The following is a 14,289-nucleotide window of genomic DNA, read 5'->3' on the forward strand; positions in this document are numbered from 1 at the left end:
GAAGAATCATCTATCGAGGGTCTGACATTATGAGTTGGGCCGCTGCCCCCACCCGCCTGGGTAAAGCCCGAGCACCCGAGCCGGCGTGCCGTCGTCGTAGGTATTTCCGCCGTCAGGTTCCCTCTCGCACCCCGAATATCCGCCGCGAATAGGAATGTGCGCCGCGGCAGTATCTATCCGCCGCGAAAAAGCTCCCGGCCTTCGCGTCACCCAAAAATCAGCTGCGCCACCGTAAAGATTGCCAGGCCCGCAAGAGACCCCACCACGGTGCCGTTGATGCGGATGAACTGCAGGTCCTTGCCCACCTGGAGCTCGATCTTCTGTGAGGTCTCTTCGGCGTCCCAACGCGCCACGGTGTCCGTGATGACCCCGGCGATGTCCGAGCGGTAGGTCCGGACCAGGTAGCCCGCGGCGTCACCGATCCAGGCGTTGACCTTCCCTGCCAGTTCGGGATCGTCCACCAGCCTCGAACCAAAATCGCGCACAGCTGCCTTGAACTTGATGGTGAGCTCGCTGTCCGGGTCGTCCACGGCACCCAGCAGCGCGTTCTTCACGGTGCCCCACGTCCGGGACGCCAATTCGCGCACCTCGGGATCCCCGAGCACCTGCGCCTTGATGTCCTCAGCGCGGGCGATCATTGCCGGGTCATGCTGCAGGTCCTGCGCGAGGTCGTTGAGGTACTTGTCGATCGACTGGCGCACCTGGTGCCTGGGATCTGCCTGCACGGCCCGCACGAACTTGAGGATCTCAAGGTAGACCTTGTCGCCCACCAGCCCGTCCACGAACTGCGGAACCCAGGTGGGGGAGCGGTCGGACACCAGCCGGGTCACGGTTTCATGGTTGTCGTCCACCCAATCCGCGGCACGGTCCACCAGCAGGTCCACCAGCGTGTGGTGGTGCCCGTCGTGGAAGATCCGCTCCGCAAGCCTGCCCACCGGAGGTCCCCACGGCGGCGTGAGCAGGTGCTTGCGCACCATGCCCTCGATGACCGCCTGGACGTCGTCGTCATTCAACACCTTGAAGGCGCCGCGGATCACCGCTGCGCCCTCCTTGGCCACCCGGTCGGCACCGCCGGGCGCGGAAAGCCACTCACCTGCCCGGCGGGCGATGTTGACGCTGGCCAGTTTGTCCTGGACCACCTGCTCGGAAAGGAAGTTGGTTTCCACGAATTCGCCCAGGGAGGCACCGATCTGGTCCTTCCGCCGGGGAATGATGGCGGTGTGCGGGATCTTGATGCCCATGGGGTACTTGAATAGGGCAGTGACGGCGAACCAGTCGGCCAGCGCACCCACCATCCCGCCCTCGGCGGCTGCACGAACATACTGCAGCCATGGATAGTCCTTTTGCAGCGCGAACGCGAAGACAAAAATCACCGCCATGGCAATGAGCAGGCTCACCGCCAGCAGCTTCATCTTCCGCAGCGCTGCCGCCTTTTCGGCGTCACCAGCGCCAAGCTGGCGGCTTACGACGGCGCCTGCGGCCATGGTGCCCGGCCTCACCTGCTGCGCGGGTTCGGTGGGGGCTTCCTGCGTGGTTGGCCCGGTAGTTGCCTCAGAGTTCACCTGCATGTGCCAAGCCTAGCCCCGAAGGCGGGGGCCGGTCGGCTACCGTGTGACCATGACAACTGACGAGTCAGTGCCGCAGCGGCCGCTGGTCTTTGCACACCGCGGTTCAAGCGGCGCCTATGCCGAACACACGCGCGCAGCCTACCTGCAGGCCCTGGCAGATGGGGCCGACGGGGTGGAGTGCGACGTCCACCTGACCCGCGACCAGCATGTGGTCCTGCTGCACGACGCCAACCTGGACCGCACATCGGACGGAACCGGGCCGGTGGCAGAACGGACCCTTGGTGAACTGCGCCAGCTGGATTTTTCGTCCTGGAAGGGTGTCCGGATCCCCGACACGTACGGGGCGCGCTCGGAACAGCTCCTCACCTTGCCGGAGCTGCTGGACATCCTTCGGGGAGCGGGCCGTCCCGTAAAGCTCGCCATCGAGCTCAAACACCCAAGCCCGTACCAGCTCAAACTGGAGGATCGGGTGCTCGAAGTGCTCCGCAGCGAGGGCTGGGACCCGCAAAGCTCCACCGTGGACAACGTGGCTGTGACCTTCATGAGTTTCAGCCCCGATTCCGTCCGGCACCTGCTCCTTTCCGTTCCGCCCCAGTACATCTGCCAGCTCGTGGACGACCTCACCATTCACGAGATCCGGGGTGGACTGGGAGTTGGACCTCTTGCCGGCGGTGCCATCGCCAACCTGATGAAGGCGACCCAACTGGAGGGCGAACGGATCCTGGACGACCGGGAAGTAGGGATGGCCGGCCCCGGCATCGACTACGTCCGGGAGCGCCCTGCCACCGTCCGCCGCTGGCTGGAGTCCGGACGGCGCTTCCGCGTCTGGACGGTGGACTCGCCGGAAGATGTGGCCCTCTGCCAGGACCTGGGCATCCAGGAGATCACCACCAACGTTCCGGGCCGTGTCCTTGACCAGCTCAAACTGGCTTCGCCGCAGGGCAAGTAGGGCCTGAAGTGGACGCGTATTCGCCGCGCCACTGGTGGTCCGGCCCGCTCGATGTCGAAGGCCTTGCGCTGCATTCGGTTGAGGCCGCGGCGGCCGCCCTCAACCTGTTTGCAGGTACGCCCGGCCGGTTTAGAACCACACCGGCCCTCACCGCGGCGGCTTTCGACTCCTTCGGCCATCTGCGCATCGCCGGGCGCAAACCGCAGGGCTTTGCGCCCCTTTCGGGCTTCCATCGCACCAGCGATGGATGGATCCGTACCCACGCCAACTATCCCCACCATGAGCAGCGGCTGCTGCAGGCCTTGGGCGCAGCCTCGCCTGAGGAGGCGGAGCGGCAACTCCACTCCATGGCCGCACTGGAAGCCGAGGCTGCCGTCCAGGGCAAGGGCGGCATAGCCGCGGCTGTCAGGACGCGCAGCGAATGGCTTGACTCGGACATGGGGCGGGCAGCGGGACTGGGCCCTTGGATTGCTTTCGATTTTGCCGACGGTGCAACGGCCGGCCTGGGGTTGGAGGAGTCTGCAGCGGCAACAGTTGCCGCGAACGGCACCGAGGCCAGCGCCGGCATGTCCCACAACGGCTCGCCGCTCGACGGAGTGCGGGTCCTGGACCTGACCCGGGTGATCGCGGGGCCCGTTGCCACCCGCCTGCTCGCGGTCCTCGGAGCAGATGTCCTGCGGATCGACCCGCCCGCCTTCCCCGAGATTGAAGACCAGTTCGTGGACACGGCATTCGGCAAGCGCAGCGCCGAGGCAGATCTCAGTGTGCCGGATATCCAGCACAAGTTGCGGCAACTCCTGGCGGCTGCGGATGTGGTGGTGGCCGGATACAGGCATGGCGCCCTGGACCGCTTTGGGCTCAACCCCCGGGAACTGCTGGCCTTGTACCCCCGGCTTGCGGTGGTCACCCTGGACAGTTGGGGGAGCGCTGGTCCCTGGAGCGGACTCCGCGGTTTCGACAGCATTGTCCAGGCCGCGTGCGGAATCGCGCACGTTTACGGCAAGGAAAATGACGACGGCGAGTGGCGCCCCGGTGCCCTGCCCGTCCAGGCGCTGGACCACGCCACAGGCTACGGCGTTGCTGCGGCTGCCATCCACCTGCTGGGCCGACGCCGTTGGATGGGGACCGGGGGCGCCGCGCACCTGTCGCTCGCCCGGACCGCCGAGGAACTCTTCGCACTGGGAAGGAACGCGGAGCTGCCTTCAGAACTGCCCGCCCCCGACTACCGCTCCAGGGACAGCACATACGGCGAACTCCGCTATGTTGGGCCGCCGCTGATGGATGGGGACCAGCCCCTGGACTATCCGTTCCCGCCACCGCCGTATGGAGGAACTCCGCTCGCGTGGGCATGAAGGGTGCCCAGTGTGACAGCTGCCCCGGTGAGATAGCTGGGCAAGCGCTTTTCCTCCCGTCATCGCCAGGTGGCAGCCGCCGGTTTCTGGCTGCCGCATGTGCTGTGATTGAGTGGTTCCATGTCTTTTCCCTGGCCCGGCCCCGCATTTCGGAGCCCGTCCATGCGCGGTTTGTCCACGCCGGGCTCGTCCTTTTCGCGCCCGTCGCTTCACGGCTCAACAGTCCAGAACCTGTCCGCCGCTGCCATGGCCGCCCTTCTGCTGGCCAGCGCAAGCAAGCATTTCCGGGATCCCGGCTTCTACCGAGAGGTAGTTCCGGACTACCTGTGCCGCCGGGATGCCGCGCCGGGCGCCAGTCAAAGCAACAGGGACCATCGCAGCAGGGACCAAAGCAACGGGGACCAGGGCGCCGGGGTGCAGCATCCCTTGGCCCTCCTGTCCCGGGATGAGTGGATCGCAGTGAGTGGCCTGCTGGAGCTGGCGGCCGCCGTCGGAATCCTGCTGCCGCCTATCCGCAAACTAACGGCCACGGCCCTCACTGCCATGTTCACCGCGTTCCTTGCCGGGCACGTGGACGCCCTCAAGCGGGCGTACGGGCCAGCCGGCACGTCCCGCCGTCGGAAGATCCATACCGTGCGGCTGCCGCTGCAGGCACCCCTGATCCTGTGGGCCTGGAGCCTGCGGAAATCCCTGCCCATAAACCGGCGCGGAGGCCGGGCGTGAAGCTGCTGGCCTCGCCGGCGGCCAGGGTAGGCCTCTCCATCAGCGTTGCCACCGGCCTGTACGGGATCTCTTTCGGCGCGCTCGCGGTGACGTCCGGCCTCAACTTCTGGCAGGCCATGGCCCTGAGCCTGCTCCTCTTCAGCGGTGGCTCGCAGTTCGCCTTCATTGGCGTTGTGGCCGGCGGTGGATCGGGCATCGCGGCCATGAGCGCCGCAACCCTCCTGGGCATGCGCAACGGCATCTACGGCATGCAGCTGAACGCGCTGCTGCGGCCCACCGGCTGGCGCAAGTACGTCGGGGCCCAGCTGACCATCGACGAATCCACGGCGACCAGCACGGGCCAGACGGACCCTGCGGAGCAGCGCCGCGGTTTTTGGACGGCCGGAATTGGTGTGTACGTGCTGTGGAACCTCTTCACGGCCGTGGGTGCGCTCGCCGGCAGCGGGTTGGGCGATCCCAAACAATGGGGACTCGACGGTGCTGCCGTCGCCGCTTTCCTGGCCTTGCTGTGGCCCCGGCTCAAGGGCCGGGAGCCCATCGCCATCGCGGCCGTGTGCGCAGTGGCTACAGTCGTGGCGGTTCCCTTCGTGCCGCCGGGCGTACCCATCCTCGTTGCCGCCGTGGTGGCGGCACTCGTGGGGTGGTTCAGCCATGGCCGCCGCGACGAAGGCCTGGAGCCCGACGTCGAGCCTTACACGCATCACGCCGGCCATCACCAGGACGCTGCCGGCACGCACCCGGGAGCGAAGCGCCGCGAAGCCACGGATCCGGAGGCAGGCTCGTGAGCTTGTGGATGTGGTTGCTGATTGCCTGCGCCCTTGCCTACGCCTGGAAAATCGTTGGGTACTTTGTGCCGGCCAGATTCCTTGAGGATCCGCGCACATCACGCATCGCGGGCACCATGACCATAGGACTGCTCGCGTCACTGACCGTGGTGAACGCGGTGGTGTCAGGCCAGGGCCTTGCTGCCGACGCGAGGCTCGGCGCGCTTGCCGCAGCCGCAATCGCCTTGGCGCTCCGGGCCCCTTTCCTGGTGGTGGTCATCGCCGGAGCCGGCACCGCGGCCCTGTTGCGGTTCCTCGGCTGGAGCTAACCGCACACCAACCGCGCCGGATAGTGACTCAGGTCACTTCAACCATAAGGTGCCGGTTGTACTATGAGATCGGCTTATGCAGTTGGCCATGGCATTCCCTATGAACGGCGACCATGGAAAATCAGCTGCATCCTGCAGGCGGCTTGGCGGGCAAGCCCCGCCACAAGAATGCCCGACGGCGGGCGGGCCTGCCTGCCAAACGCTTCTTCAGGCGCTTCGCCAGGCTTTCGGACGTTCCGCAAGAGGACCTTGAATTTCTTTCCCAAAGGCTGCGTGAGGCACTCGACATCGATCCGGCGTCGTCCGTGCCGACACTGCAGGCCCTGGTGCATCAGGAAATCCGCAGGCGGGGAGACCCCGGCAACGCCTAGCGCAGGCACCCTCCGGGTGCCATGTGTGGTGCACTGGAAGAGAGGCAGCCCACACCCAGGCGGCCACTAAAGGAGGAATCGAGATGGACGAACAGTCACGGCCGCTTGAGCCGCAGGACGGCCAGGGCACCGAGGATGCCGGCAGGAACGCCAGGGAAGAACAGGGCGCCGGAGTGCCGGCGGCGGAGCAGACGGGAAAGCATCGGGCCGCCTACCTTGATCCCCGGGGTTCGGAGTCGACCCGGGAGTTGCGGGACACGGCAAGGAGGCGCCGCGATGCCGAAGAAAAACTCCAGCAACACCTGATGGAAGCGAAGGATCACGTTCCCAACGAGTTCCATGAGCAACACCACGGGCATGAAGGACATGGGTACCCGGGCCATGAACACGCCGGTCATGAACAGCACAGTGATGAACAGCGTGAGACGCAAACCCACCACCAAGGCCCAGGCCAGCCTGAACACGGCGGGGCTGAGGAAGCGAACAAGGGTAGGGAATAACTCCGACGGCGAGGTGCTGCCGGAGCGGCAGTTGGCTAAGCGACTCCGTGGGCGGTGCCGCCAGGCGAGACGGCCCTGCGGTACGTCTCTTCCACACCCATTTCATACCAGACCTGCGCGCCGAACTCAGGCTCGGGGGTATCGAGGTTCTGGTACAGGGCGTCAAGCAGTTCGACGAGTTCCCCGGCCTCCAGTGTAGGAAGGACTTCCTCCGGCCCGCGGGGATCGGTGAGGTAGTGGAGAAGCTTCGAGTGATTCATTGCAGCGCAGCCGTCGAACGGCGGATAGGCACAGAGTGCATGGGTCGCTCCCGCTGGAAGTACCGAGGCTGGCTGCCTAACCCCAAGTGGCAGTCTATTGCACCTTCCCGGCGCTAACAACGAAATCGGCGCTAACAACGAACTCGGCCAACAGCGGGCGGGCCTGCTGCGGGCGGGCCCGCTACAGACTCGGCGCGGCGGCCGGGACTGGCACCAGCACGGGAAGTGGCCGCGACGGGCGCACGGTGCGGATGGCGTCCTCGACAAGCGCCAGCGGCCGGCGCCAGGCATCCGAACCGGGTTCCATGGTGTCCACCACTCCGATCAGCATGGCCAGCAGCCGGAACATGTCCGTCATGGAAATGTCCGTGCGCAGGCTTCCCTGGCCTTGTCCCCGAACCAGCAAGACACCCATGGAATCCATGAGCGATCCCGTGATTCCGGTGAGGAGTTCACGCCGCCCTGCCACCGCGCACAACAGGTTGGCGTCGTCACTTGCCGCTGCCATCAGGGCCTCGAGGACGCGCAGCAGACCGGCCGCCGCGTCGATATCTGCCAGCGCCCCGTCCATGACCGGGTCCACCGTGAGCCGGAGTTGCCGGTTAAGCGCCGCAAGCACCAGTTCCTCCTTGTCCGCGAAGTTGCGAAACAGGGTTGCCGGGCCAACGCCGGCGGTGGTGGCGATGGTTTGGAGTGGCACTTCCGGGCCGAACTCGCGGAAGCACCGGCGCGCCGCCGTGATGATCTTGTCCACGTTCCGCGCTGCGTCTGCGCGGAGGGGCTTTCGGGCGACTGCGAGGCTCATGCCCAAAAGGGTAGCAACGGAGCCTGCGCCCGACACGGTTACTCCGGGGTAGGCGCTTATGTGACGGAGGGCCGCTGCGTCTTCCTAAGTAGTTGCCGGCAGCCGCGTGGGAGACTGGGGGCATGTTGCTTGCATTTTCTGTAGCTCCGTCAGGCGTTCCCAGCGAAGGCTCCCGGCCCAACGACGCCTCAGTGCACGACGCCGTAGCCGCCGCCGTGAAGATCGTCCGGGAGTCGGGGCTCCCCAACCAGACAGATTCCATGTTCACCACCATTGAGGGCGAGTGGGACGAAGTGTTCGACGTCGTTAAACGCGCCACCGAGGCCGTGGGCCGCTACGGCAGCCGCGTCTCACTGGTGATCAAGGCAGACATCAGGCCCGGGTACAGCGGCGAGCTGACGGCGAAAGTGGATCGCCTGGAGAACGCCCTGGCGCAGGAGCCCTAAGCCTTCCCGGAGGGGCTAAAGTATCTGGACCCCCCGCAGCGCCGCGTGCCAAACTGTGCCCATGTTCGAGCACAAGCCCCGGCCGGAGTGGGTTGCCACTGAGGAGTTTCTGTCCAGTGCCGTAGTGCATCCGGACGCCGCGGCCCAGCAGGCCATCCGGACGGCTGCGGAAGCGGGAATGCCGGCCATTGAGGTGGCCCCGAACGCCGGGAAGCTCCTGAAACTCCTGGTCCAGCTGTCCGGCGCGCACCGGATCCTGGAAATCGGAACGCTGGCTGGCTACAGCACCATCTGGATGGGCCGGGGACTTCCGCGCAGCGGCACATTGGTCACCTGCGAGTACCTGCCCCAGCACGCGGAGGTGGCGTGGGCGAATATCGATGCCGCCGGTCTGGGTGAAAGGGTGGAGATCCGGTTGGGTCCTGCGCTGGAGACGCTCGCTGCCCTCGAGGAAGAGGAGCGGGAGCCGTTCGACTTCATCTTCATTGACGCCGACAAGCAGAACAACAGCCGCTATCTTGACTGGGCGGTGAAGCTCGGAAGGCCGGGTGCGGTGGTGGTCCTGGACAACACCATCTGGGAAGGGGCTGTCCTGGACCCGGACATCGATCCCGTGAATGCGCCGGGCATCATCGATGCGCTCAAGATGCTCGGGGACCATCCACGGTTGGATGCCACTGTTATCCAGACCGTGGGGTCAAAAGGTTGGGATGGCTTCGCGCTGGCCCGCATTCTTCCGCAATAACAGTAAGTAAGCTGTGGAGATGAGACCGGCGCCCTGCCGGCCATCTTTAATGGAGGAAATTCTTGCGCGCGGCACCTACCCCTGTGCTCCTTAGCTCCACCCCCGCCGATCTGTCCCCCTGGATTTCGACCCTCGATTCCGTCGCTGCTGCCGTAGGTGACATCCCTGGCCTGCTGTCGCTGGCTGTTCAGGCCGGCCGGACTTGGCCGCAGCCCGGGGGAGGGCGGACTGCGGTGCTGTGGGAACTCCTTGCCTCGGTGGCTGCCATTGATGTGGCCGCCGCGCGCGTGTTCGAGCCGCACCTCGATGCCACGGCGATTCTCGCCCAAGCCGGACAGCCGTACCCTGATTTTGGGCCCGGGCCGGAGGGTTCCCAAGACGAAGCCTGGGGTGTGTTCGCCGCGGAAGCCCCCGGCGCCAAGCTTGAGGCGCTCCCCGCCGGCACCGGTGCGGTCCTCACCGGGTCCAAGCCCTGGTGTTCACTTGCAGCGCACCTGGACCGCGCCGTCGTCACAGCCCACACGGACGACGGCGGCCGGGCGGCTTTTGCGGTCAGCCTTCGCCACCCCGGGGTGGCGTGCGAGCAACCGCAGTGGATTGCGCGCGGGTTGCGGGAGATACCGAGTGGAAGTGTCCGCTTCGAGCAGGTCCCGGCCTTCCCTTTAGGTGGAACCGGCTGGTACCACAGTCGCCCGGGCTTCGCGTGGGGCGGGATGGGAGTCGCAGCCTGTTGGTTGGGCGGCGCAGTAGGAGTGGCGCGGGACTACCGTGACAGCCTGCAGGCGGGTTCCGGCACGGGCCGGGAACCTGACCAGGTGGCGCTCGCCGCACTTGGGGAGGTTGACCGCACCCTTACTGCCGCGCTGCAGTATCTGGCCTGGACTGCCGCCCGCTTGGATGACGGGACCCTCGGTGGCGGGGCAAACCAAAGCACGTGGAGCGAGGCCCAGCGGGTCCGTGGAACTGTAGCCGCCGCCGTCGAACGTGTCCTCACCCTGGTGGGCTCCAACCGGGGTCCAGGCCCGCTCGCCTTCGACGAACCGTATGCCAAGAGAATGGCGGACCTGGCACTCTACGTACGCCAGCATCATGGCGCACGCGATGACGCCCAGCTGGGGCGGCTCACGCTCAAGGGAGACTGCCCGTGGTGATCTTTTCGCACACAGACGCAGGAACCAGCGAGGCCGCCTGGGCTGCCAGCGGCCTGTCCGCAATGCCAGAGCTGCCGCTTGATCCCACTGAGTTGGCGGCCATGCGCTTTATCGTGCTCGCGGCACATCCCGACGACGAGACACTCGGCGCCGGAGGGTTCATGGCCTCGCTGGTGGCATTGGGGGCCAAGGTGGAAGTCCTGCTCTGCACCGCGGGGGAGGGGTCACACCCGGATTCGCCCACCACCACTCCCGAACAGCTGGCGCAGGTCCGGCTGGCTGAGTTTTCACAAGCCCTCACAGTCCTCGGGTTGAAGGATCACTGGACGTTCCTCGACCTGCCGGACCGCGGGCTTGCCGGGCAGTCAGAAACGATCGCCCGCGCTGTCCGCGACTCTGCGCGGCGGCTGCGCGGTGCAGCCCAACCGTTGGTCCTCGTTGCGCCGTACCGGGCAGACGGGCACGGGGACCATGACGCGGTAGGCGCGGTGGCCGCGGAGGTAGCCCGGGAGGATGGGCACGCGCTGCTGGAATATCCCATCTGGTTCTGGCATTGGGCGACCACCCAGGACCAGGAGTGGCGAGGCTGGGCCCGGTACCACCTGGCCGAATCCGCTCGCCAAGCCAAAGGGCGGGCCATGGCTGAGCACACAACACAGGTGCGGCCGCTATCACCGCTGCGCGGGGACGAAACACTGCTCAGCAAAGAATTCCTGCAGCACTTCTCGCGCAGCTTCGAGGTGTTTGCCTGGACACCCCCGGTAAATACCTCGGAACAGATGCACTCCAGCAGTGATGCCGAGGTGGTCTTTGACAGGGTCCACGACGGCTCCACAGATCCGTGGAACTACACCCGAAGCTGGTACGAGCGCCGCAAACGGGCACTCACCCTTGCCGCACTTCCCGATGCTTCCTACGAAAACGGCCTGGAAGTGGGGTGTTCCATCGGAACCCTTACGGCCGAGCTGGCCGCCCGGTGCCGCAACCTGCTGGCCGTGGACGCCAGTGGGTCCGCGGTGCGGCAAGCCGGGCAGTTGCTGGAGGGCAGCCCCGGTGTCCGTGTGGAACAGCGCATCCTCCCGGGCGACTGGCCGAAGGGTAACTACGACCTGGTGGTGGTTTCCGAAGTGGGCTACTACCTGGCGCCTGGGGAGCTCGCCGCACTGTGGGACCGGGTGGAGTCGTCCCTGAAACCGGGGGGAACCCTGCTCCTGTGCCATTGGCGGCACCCGATCAGCGGCTGGGAACTCGACGGCGACACAGTCCATTTGCTGGCCCGGCAGAGGTTGGGCTGGCGAACGGCAGGGCTCTACCAGGAACGCGACTTTGTGCTGGAAGTCTTGATTGCCCCCGGACAGAAGGCACCGGCATGACGTTGTCGCCCCCGGTGGGGGATGAAGCGGCTTCCGTAGGCTTCAATCCACGCAGCATCCAGCAGGTGGCAGTGGTAATTCCGGTGCACAACGAGGAGCAACACCTCCGGCCCGCGCTTGCCGCCGTGGGCTGCGCCGCAGACCTGCTTGGATCCCAACGTCCAGGTGTTGAGGTGCAGGTGATGATTGTCCTGGACAGCTGCACAGACCGGTCACCTTCCATAGCCGCGGCAATGGCGGAAGCCGACACCCGATTCCGGATCCTGCCCGTCAGCTTTGGCAGTGTCGGAAAGAGCCGGCAGGCCGGCGTCAACGCAGCGCTGAAGAGACTGCGTGCCCGTTCCCACGACGGCCAGGCGGCTGCGGGTGATCCGATGCAGCGGGTTTGGGTGGCGAACACCGACGCCGATTCGTCGGTGCCCGGGCACTGGCTGGTCCGGCAGCTGGAACTGGCCGCAGCCGGAAGCGACGCTGTCCTTGGCACTGTGCACCCGGACCCGCACGGTATGCCCCACGAACTCATTGCCCGGTGGCGTGCACGGCATGACCATGGGGAGGACCATCCGCACGTGTATGGGGCCAACCTCGGGGTTCGCGCCTCGTCCTACCTCGCCGCGGGCGGGTTCCCCGGTGTCGCATTCGATGAAGACCGCGGCTTGGTGAACCGGCTCCGTGCCAGCGGCGCCGGCATTACTGCTACAGATACGACGCGCATTCTTACGTCTGGACGGATCTCCGGACGGGCGCCCAAGGGTTTTGCCGCCTATCTTTTGTCGTTGGCCCGATCGTAGCCCTTGCCACAGGAAGCCCGGATCGGGGCACGCAAAAGGGCTGTTGCCTTTAGGCAACAGCCCTTTTGCGGTCAAAAAGTCAATCTCACGACTGAATCGTCATCCCCGGTTTAGACCAAATCGGGAGCGCTGGAAACGATGTAGTCAGCCGCGGCTGGCCCGGTCATGGAAAGGTTGTTGCTGTCGGGGTTGATACCGGCTTCGTGCATGGCCTCCCAAAGGGCGGCCGGCTCATGGAGTTCAACCTTCTGCAGGAGGCACCAACTGGTATAAAGGCCGTATAGCTCGTCGCGTCCCAGGCCCAGGCCGGGCTCCTTATCGGGGACAACTGCTTCGGCAAGAAACTGTTCAAAATGGGTAGCAGGCATGTCCGCTCATTTAAGGGTTGACCGAGATGCCGCCGTCTGCTTCAGCGGACCTGCCGGTATCCAGAGGATCCCGGCGAGGTATTCAAGAAAGTATTGCAGCTCGCTGCGATTTGTCCAGTCGAACCTGTCCATTGCGGCCTCAAGCCATGGGAGTTTGAGGGGGCCGACGGCGACTGGGGGGACTGGCCTCGGTCTCAGAAGAGGCCATCTCACCGCCGACCCCGCTTCGCCCCGGATTCGGTGCAACCCGGGAAACTGAACAGGACCTCCAAGATGAATTTTCCTCCATCCTGAAGGTCCTGCCTAGTCCCTCTGTTGGCCCCTTTAGCCGGGGCGTACACCTGTCCTCCTAGGCGCTTCCGCCCCTTGGGCCGCCGTCGGACCCTGTGTTGCCGGCACGGTGCTGCACCTTCTCGCGGATCCTGTCGCGGTGGCTCTCCCCGGGCCGTTGGCCGTTCTGCCCGTCGCCATCGGACTGTCCGTCCTGGTCCCCATCGGAACCGTTCTGGCCCTGCTGGCCGTTCTCGGCGGCGTACTTCTCCCGCAGGTCACGGCCGTGCTTGATGTCATCCTCGATCTGCTGCTGCAGCTTTTCGCTCTTCTTGGTGTCGCGTGGCGGCAGCTGGATGGTCTCCTCCGCCTTGATGCCGGCCTGGAGTTCGCGTCCCCGCTCCACCTCGGCGTCAAACTCTGCGCCGAACAGCAGCGACATGTTCAGGATCCAGAGCCACAGGAGCATGATGATCACGCTGCCCAGGGCTCCATAGGTCTTGTTGTAGTTTCCAAAGTTGCCAACGTAGAAGCCGAAAGCCAGCGAGGCGACCAGGAAGATCACCAGGGCGATGGCCGAGCCCATGCTCATCCAGCGGAACTTGGGCTGCTTGACGTTGGGGGTGGCGTAGTAGAGGACCGCAATGATGGCGATGATCAGGATGACCATCACCGGCCACTTGGCGATGTTCCAGACGGCGAGGAAGGCGCCGCTGAGGCCGATCAGTCCGCCCACCGCCTCGGAAACCGGGCCGCTGAGGACCAGCATGCCGGCAAGAAGCGCCACGATGACCACGGCGAGGAGGGTGACGGCAAGCATCGTGCCGCGAAGCTTAACGAACGGCCGGCCTTCATCCACCTCGTAGATCCGGTTCATGGCCCGGCCAAAACCACCCACGTAGCCTGAAGCGGACCAAAGGGCGGTGACAATGCCGATCACCAGGGTGAACCCGGCCGCCGGCGCGCTCGTCAGTTCAGTAATGGGGCCGCTGATCGTGCTGACCGTCTCTGCCGGAGCGAAGCCGCGCACGATCTCAAGCAGGGCATTGGTGGTCTTCTGGGGATCACCAAAAAGGCCAAGGAGGGAGACCAGCGCCAGCAGGGCGGGAAACAGGGAAAGGACCGCGTAGTACGTCAAACCCGCAGCCAGGTCCGGGCACTGGTCCTTGCTGAACTCGCGCAAGGTCTTCTTAGCGATGTACTTCCAGGACGGCTTGTAGAGATCCCTGGGACTGTCGGGCTTCCTTGCGTCGTCGGGTGCCGGAGCCTGGGCCGCCTTCGCGGTACTGGTCTCGGAATCGTCGTGAGTGGCCATGGGGCGTCCTCTCAATCAGGGGGCGAAGCCAACAGGCCGACCCCGGGAAACGGTGCCGGCCTGTTGGACAGGGCTATTGCCTTTGCGGTGCCTAGCCAGGCGGGCTAGGTGTTTTGGACGTTGTCTTTGGCGTCTGTGGCGCGGTCTTTGACGTCGGTGGCGGCTTGTTGGCCTTCGGTTTTGACGTTTTGGGCGGCGTCGGTGGCGGT

Annotated in this window: 17 protein-coding genes; 11 read left to right on the plus strand and 6 right to left on the minus strand. The window is 65.7% G+C overall.

Translation table 11 applies throughout. From position 1 onward, the window contains the following. Positions 1–206: 206 nt before the first annotated feature. A complete protein-coding gene (locus tag ACETK3_RS17075; protein ID WP_373462149.1) occupies positions 207–1,484 on the minus strand; it encodes a DUF445 domain-containing protein in 1,278 nt (425 codons plus the stop codon). Between the two features lie 133 nt (positions 1,485–1,617). Between ACETK3_RS17075 and ACETK3_RS17080 the strand changes: the two genes are divergently transcribed. From ACETK3_RS17080 to ACETK3_RS17105, 6 genes are all read left to right on the plus strand, one after another. Next, positions 1,618–2,517 carry a glycerophosphodiester phosphodiesterase family protein gene (locus ACETK3_RS17080; RefSeq protein ID WP_236800792.1) on the plus strand — a complete coding sequence of 300 codons (900 nt, stop codon included), beginning with the start codon at positions 1,618–1,620 and terminating at the stop codon, positions 2,515–2,517. Between the two features lie 8 nt (positions 2,518–2,525). Beyond that, entirely contained in the window at positions 2,526–3,869 is a 1,344-nt protein-coding gene (locus tag ACETK3_RS17085) for a CoA transferase (protein ID WP_373993249.1), read from the plus strand. A 246-nt stretch (positions 3,870–4,115) separates the two neighbouring features. Further along, positions 4,116–4,592: a hypothetical protein gene (locus tag ACETK3_RS17090; RefSeq protein ID WP_373993255.1), complete on the plus strand. Its 477-nt coding sequence runs from the start codon at positions 4,116–4,118 to the stop codon at positions 4,590–4,592. Next, entirely contained in the window at positions 4,589–5,377 is a 789-nt protein-coding gene (locus ACETK3_RS17095) for an AzlC family ABC transporter permease (protein WP_236800794.1), read from the plus strand. Before ACETK3_RS17090 ends, ACETK3_RS17095 begins: the two co-directional genes overlap by 4 nt. Beyond that, complete coding sequence (locus ACETK3_RS17100; RefSeq protein ID WP_237429687.1) at positions 5,374–5,685, plus strand: AzlD domain-containing protein; 312 nt, start codon at positions 5,374–5,376, stop codon at positions 5,683–5,685. The genes ACETK3_RS17095 and ACETK3_RS17100 overlap by 4 nt, the downstream gene beginning before the upstream one ends. 113 nt (positions 5,686–5,798) lie before the next feature. Beyond that, complete coding sequence (locus ACETK3_RS17105; protein ID WP_237429688.1) at positions 5,799–6,056, plus strand: hypothetical protein; 258 nt, start codon at positions 5,799–5,801, stop codon at positions 6,054–6,056. A 95-nt stretch (positions 6,057–6,151) separates the two neighbouring features. On the opposite strand, the gene ACETK3_RS17110 is transcribed toward ACETK3_RS17105, so the two are convergent. The 3 genes from ACETK3_RS17110 to ACETK3_RS17120 form a co-directional block, all read right to left on the minus strand. After that, positions 6,152–6,520, minus strand: a complete 369-nt coding sequence (locus ACETK3_RS17110) for a hypothetical protein (RefSeq protein ID WP_373993250.1) — start codon at positions 6,518–6,520, stop codon at positions 6,152–6,154. 71 nt (positions 6,521–6,591) lie between these two features. After that, the gene (locus ACETK3_RS17115) at positions 6,592–6,816 is read right to left on the minus strand and encodes a hypothetical protein (RefSeq protein ID WP_236800798.1); all 225 of its coding nucleotides are present in this window, start codon (positions 6,814–6,816) and stop codon (positions 6,592–6,594) included. 181 nt (positions 6,817–6,997) lie between these two features. Beyond that, on the minus strand, positions 6,998–7,621 hold the full coding sequence (locus ACETK3_RS17120; RefSeq protein WP_236800799.1) for a TetR/AcrR family transcriptional regulator: 624 nt from the start codon (positions 7,619–7,621) through the stop codon (positions 6,998–7,000). A gap of 122 nt (positions 7,622–7,743) precedes the next feature. On the opposite strand from ACETK3_RS17120, the gene ACETK3_RS17125 reads away from it, so the two are divergent. The 5 genes from ACETK3_RS17125 (at position 7,744) to ACETK3_RS17145 (ending at position 12,127) form a co-directional block, all read left to right on the plus strand. Next, on the plus strand, positions 7,744–8,067 hold the full coding sequence (locus tag ACETK3_RS17125; protein WP_142131381.1) for a thiamine-binding protein: 324 nt from the start codon (positions 7,744–7,746) through the stop codon (positions 8,065–8,067). A gap of 61 nt (positions 8,068–8,128) precedes the next feature. Beyond that, positions 8,129–8,812, plus strand: coding sequence for an O-methyltransferase (locus ACETK3_RS17130; protein ID WP_236800801.1), 684 nt, complete (start codon positions 8,129–8,131; stop codon positions 8,810–8,812). A gap of 62 nt (positions 8,813–8,874) precedes the next feature. After that, positions 8,875–9,963: a hypothetical protein gene (locus ACETK3_RS17135; RefSeq protein ID WP_373993251.1), complete on the plus strand. Its 1,089-nt coding sequence runs from the start codon at positions 8,875–8,877 to the stop codon at positions 9,961–9,963. Further along, positions 9,957–11,336, plus strand: coding sequence for a PIG-L family deacetylase (locus ACETK3_RS17140; protein ID WP_373993252.1), 1,380 nt, complete (start codon positions 9,957–9,959; stop codon positions 11,334–11,336). The genes ACETK3_RS17135 and ACETK3_RS17140 overlap by 7 nt, the downstream gene beginning before the upstream one ends. After that, positions 11,333–12,127, plus strand: a complete 795-nt coding sequence (locus ACETK3_RS17145; RefSeq protein ID WP_373993253.1) for a glycosyltransferase family 2 protein — start codon at positions 11,333–11,335, stop codon at positions 12,125–12,127. Before ACETK3_RS17140 ends, ACETK3_RS17145 begins: the two co-directional genes overlap by 4 nt. A 110-nt stretch (positions 12,128–12,237) precedes the next feature. Here ACETK3_RS17145 and ACETK3_RS17150 read toward each other — a convergent pair whose 3' ends face one another. Together ACETK3_RS17150 and ACETK3_RS17155 are read right to left on the minus strand one after the other, a co-directional pair. Next, positions 12,238–12,495, minus strand: a complete 258-nt coding sequence (locus ACETK3_RS17150; RefSeq protein WP_373993254.1) for a hypothetical protein — start codon at positions 12,493–12,495, stop codon at positions 12,238–12,240. 349 nt (positions 12,496–12,844) lie between these two features. Next, positions 12,845–14,080: a YihY/virulence factor BrkB family protein gene (locus ACETK3_RS17155; protein WP_236800805.1), complete on the minus strand. Its 1,236-nt coding sequence runs from the start codon at positions 14,078–14,080 to the stop codon at positions 12,845–12,847. Positions 14,081–14,289: the final 209 nt, after the last annotated feature.

Origin of the sequence: Arthrobacter sp. E44, from assembly GCF_041877125.1 — a bacterium.
Lineage (GTDB): Bacteria > Actinomycetota > Actinomycetes > Actinomycetales > Micrococcaceae > Arthrobacter.

Bases quoted from the DNA above. Each gene is read 5' to 3' on its own strand.
- ACETK3_RS17075 (WP_373462149.1), bottom strand. From the start codon at position 1,484: ATGGCCGCAGGCGCCGTCGTAAGCCGCCAGCTTGGCGCTGGTGACGCC.
- ACETK3_RS17080 (WP_236800792.1), top strand. From the start codon at position 1,618: ATGACAACTGACGAGTCAGTGCCGCAGCGGCCGCTGGTCTTTGCACAC.
- ACETK3_RS17090 (WP_373993255.1), top strand. From the start codon at position 4,116: ATGGCCGCCCTTCTGCTGGCCAGCGCAAGCAAGCATTTCCGGGATCCC.
- ACETK3_RS17105 (WP_237429688.1), top strand. From the start codon at position 5,799: ATGGAAAATCAGCTGCATCCTGCAGGCGGCTTGGCGGGCAAGCCCCGC.
- ACETK3_RS17115 (WP_236800798.1), bottom strand. From the start codon at position 6,816: ATGAATCACTCGAAGCTTCTCCACTACCTCACCGATCCCCGCGGGCCG.
- ACETK3_RS17120 (WP_236800799.1), bottom strand. From the start codon at position 7,621: ATGAGCCTCGCAGTCGCCCGAAAGCCCCTCCGCGCAGACGCAGCGCGG.
- ACETK3_RS17125 (WP_142131381.1), top strand. From the start codon at position 7,744: ATGTTGCTTGCATTTTCTGTAGCTCCGTCAGGCGTTCCCAGCGAAGGC.
- ACETK3_RS17130 (WP_236800801.1), top strand. From the start codon at position 8,129: ATGTTCGAGCACAAGCCCCGGCCGGAGTGGGTTGCCACTGAGGAGTTT.
- ACETK3_RS17145 (WP_373993253.1), top strand. From the start codon at position 11,333: ATGACGTTGTCGCCCCCGGTGGGGGATGAAGCGGCTTCCGTAGGCTTC.
- ACETK3_RS17150 (WP_373993254.1), bottom strand. From the start codon at position 12,495: ATGCCTGCTACCCATTTTGAACAGTTTCTTGCCGAAGCAGTTGTCCCC.
- ACETK3_RS17155 (WP_236800805.1), bottom strand. From the start codon at position 14,080: ATGGCCACTCACGACGATTCCGAGACCAGTACCGCGAAGGCGGCCCAG.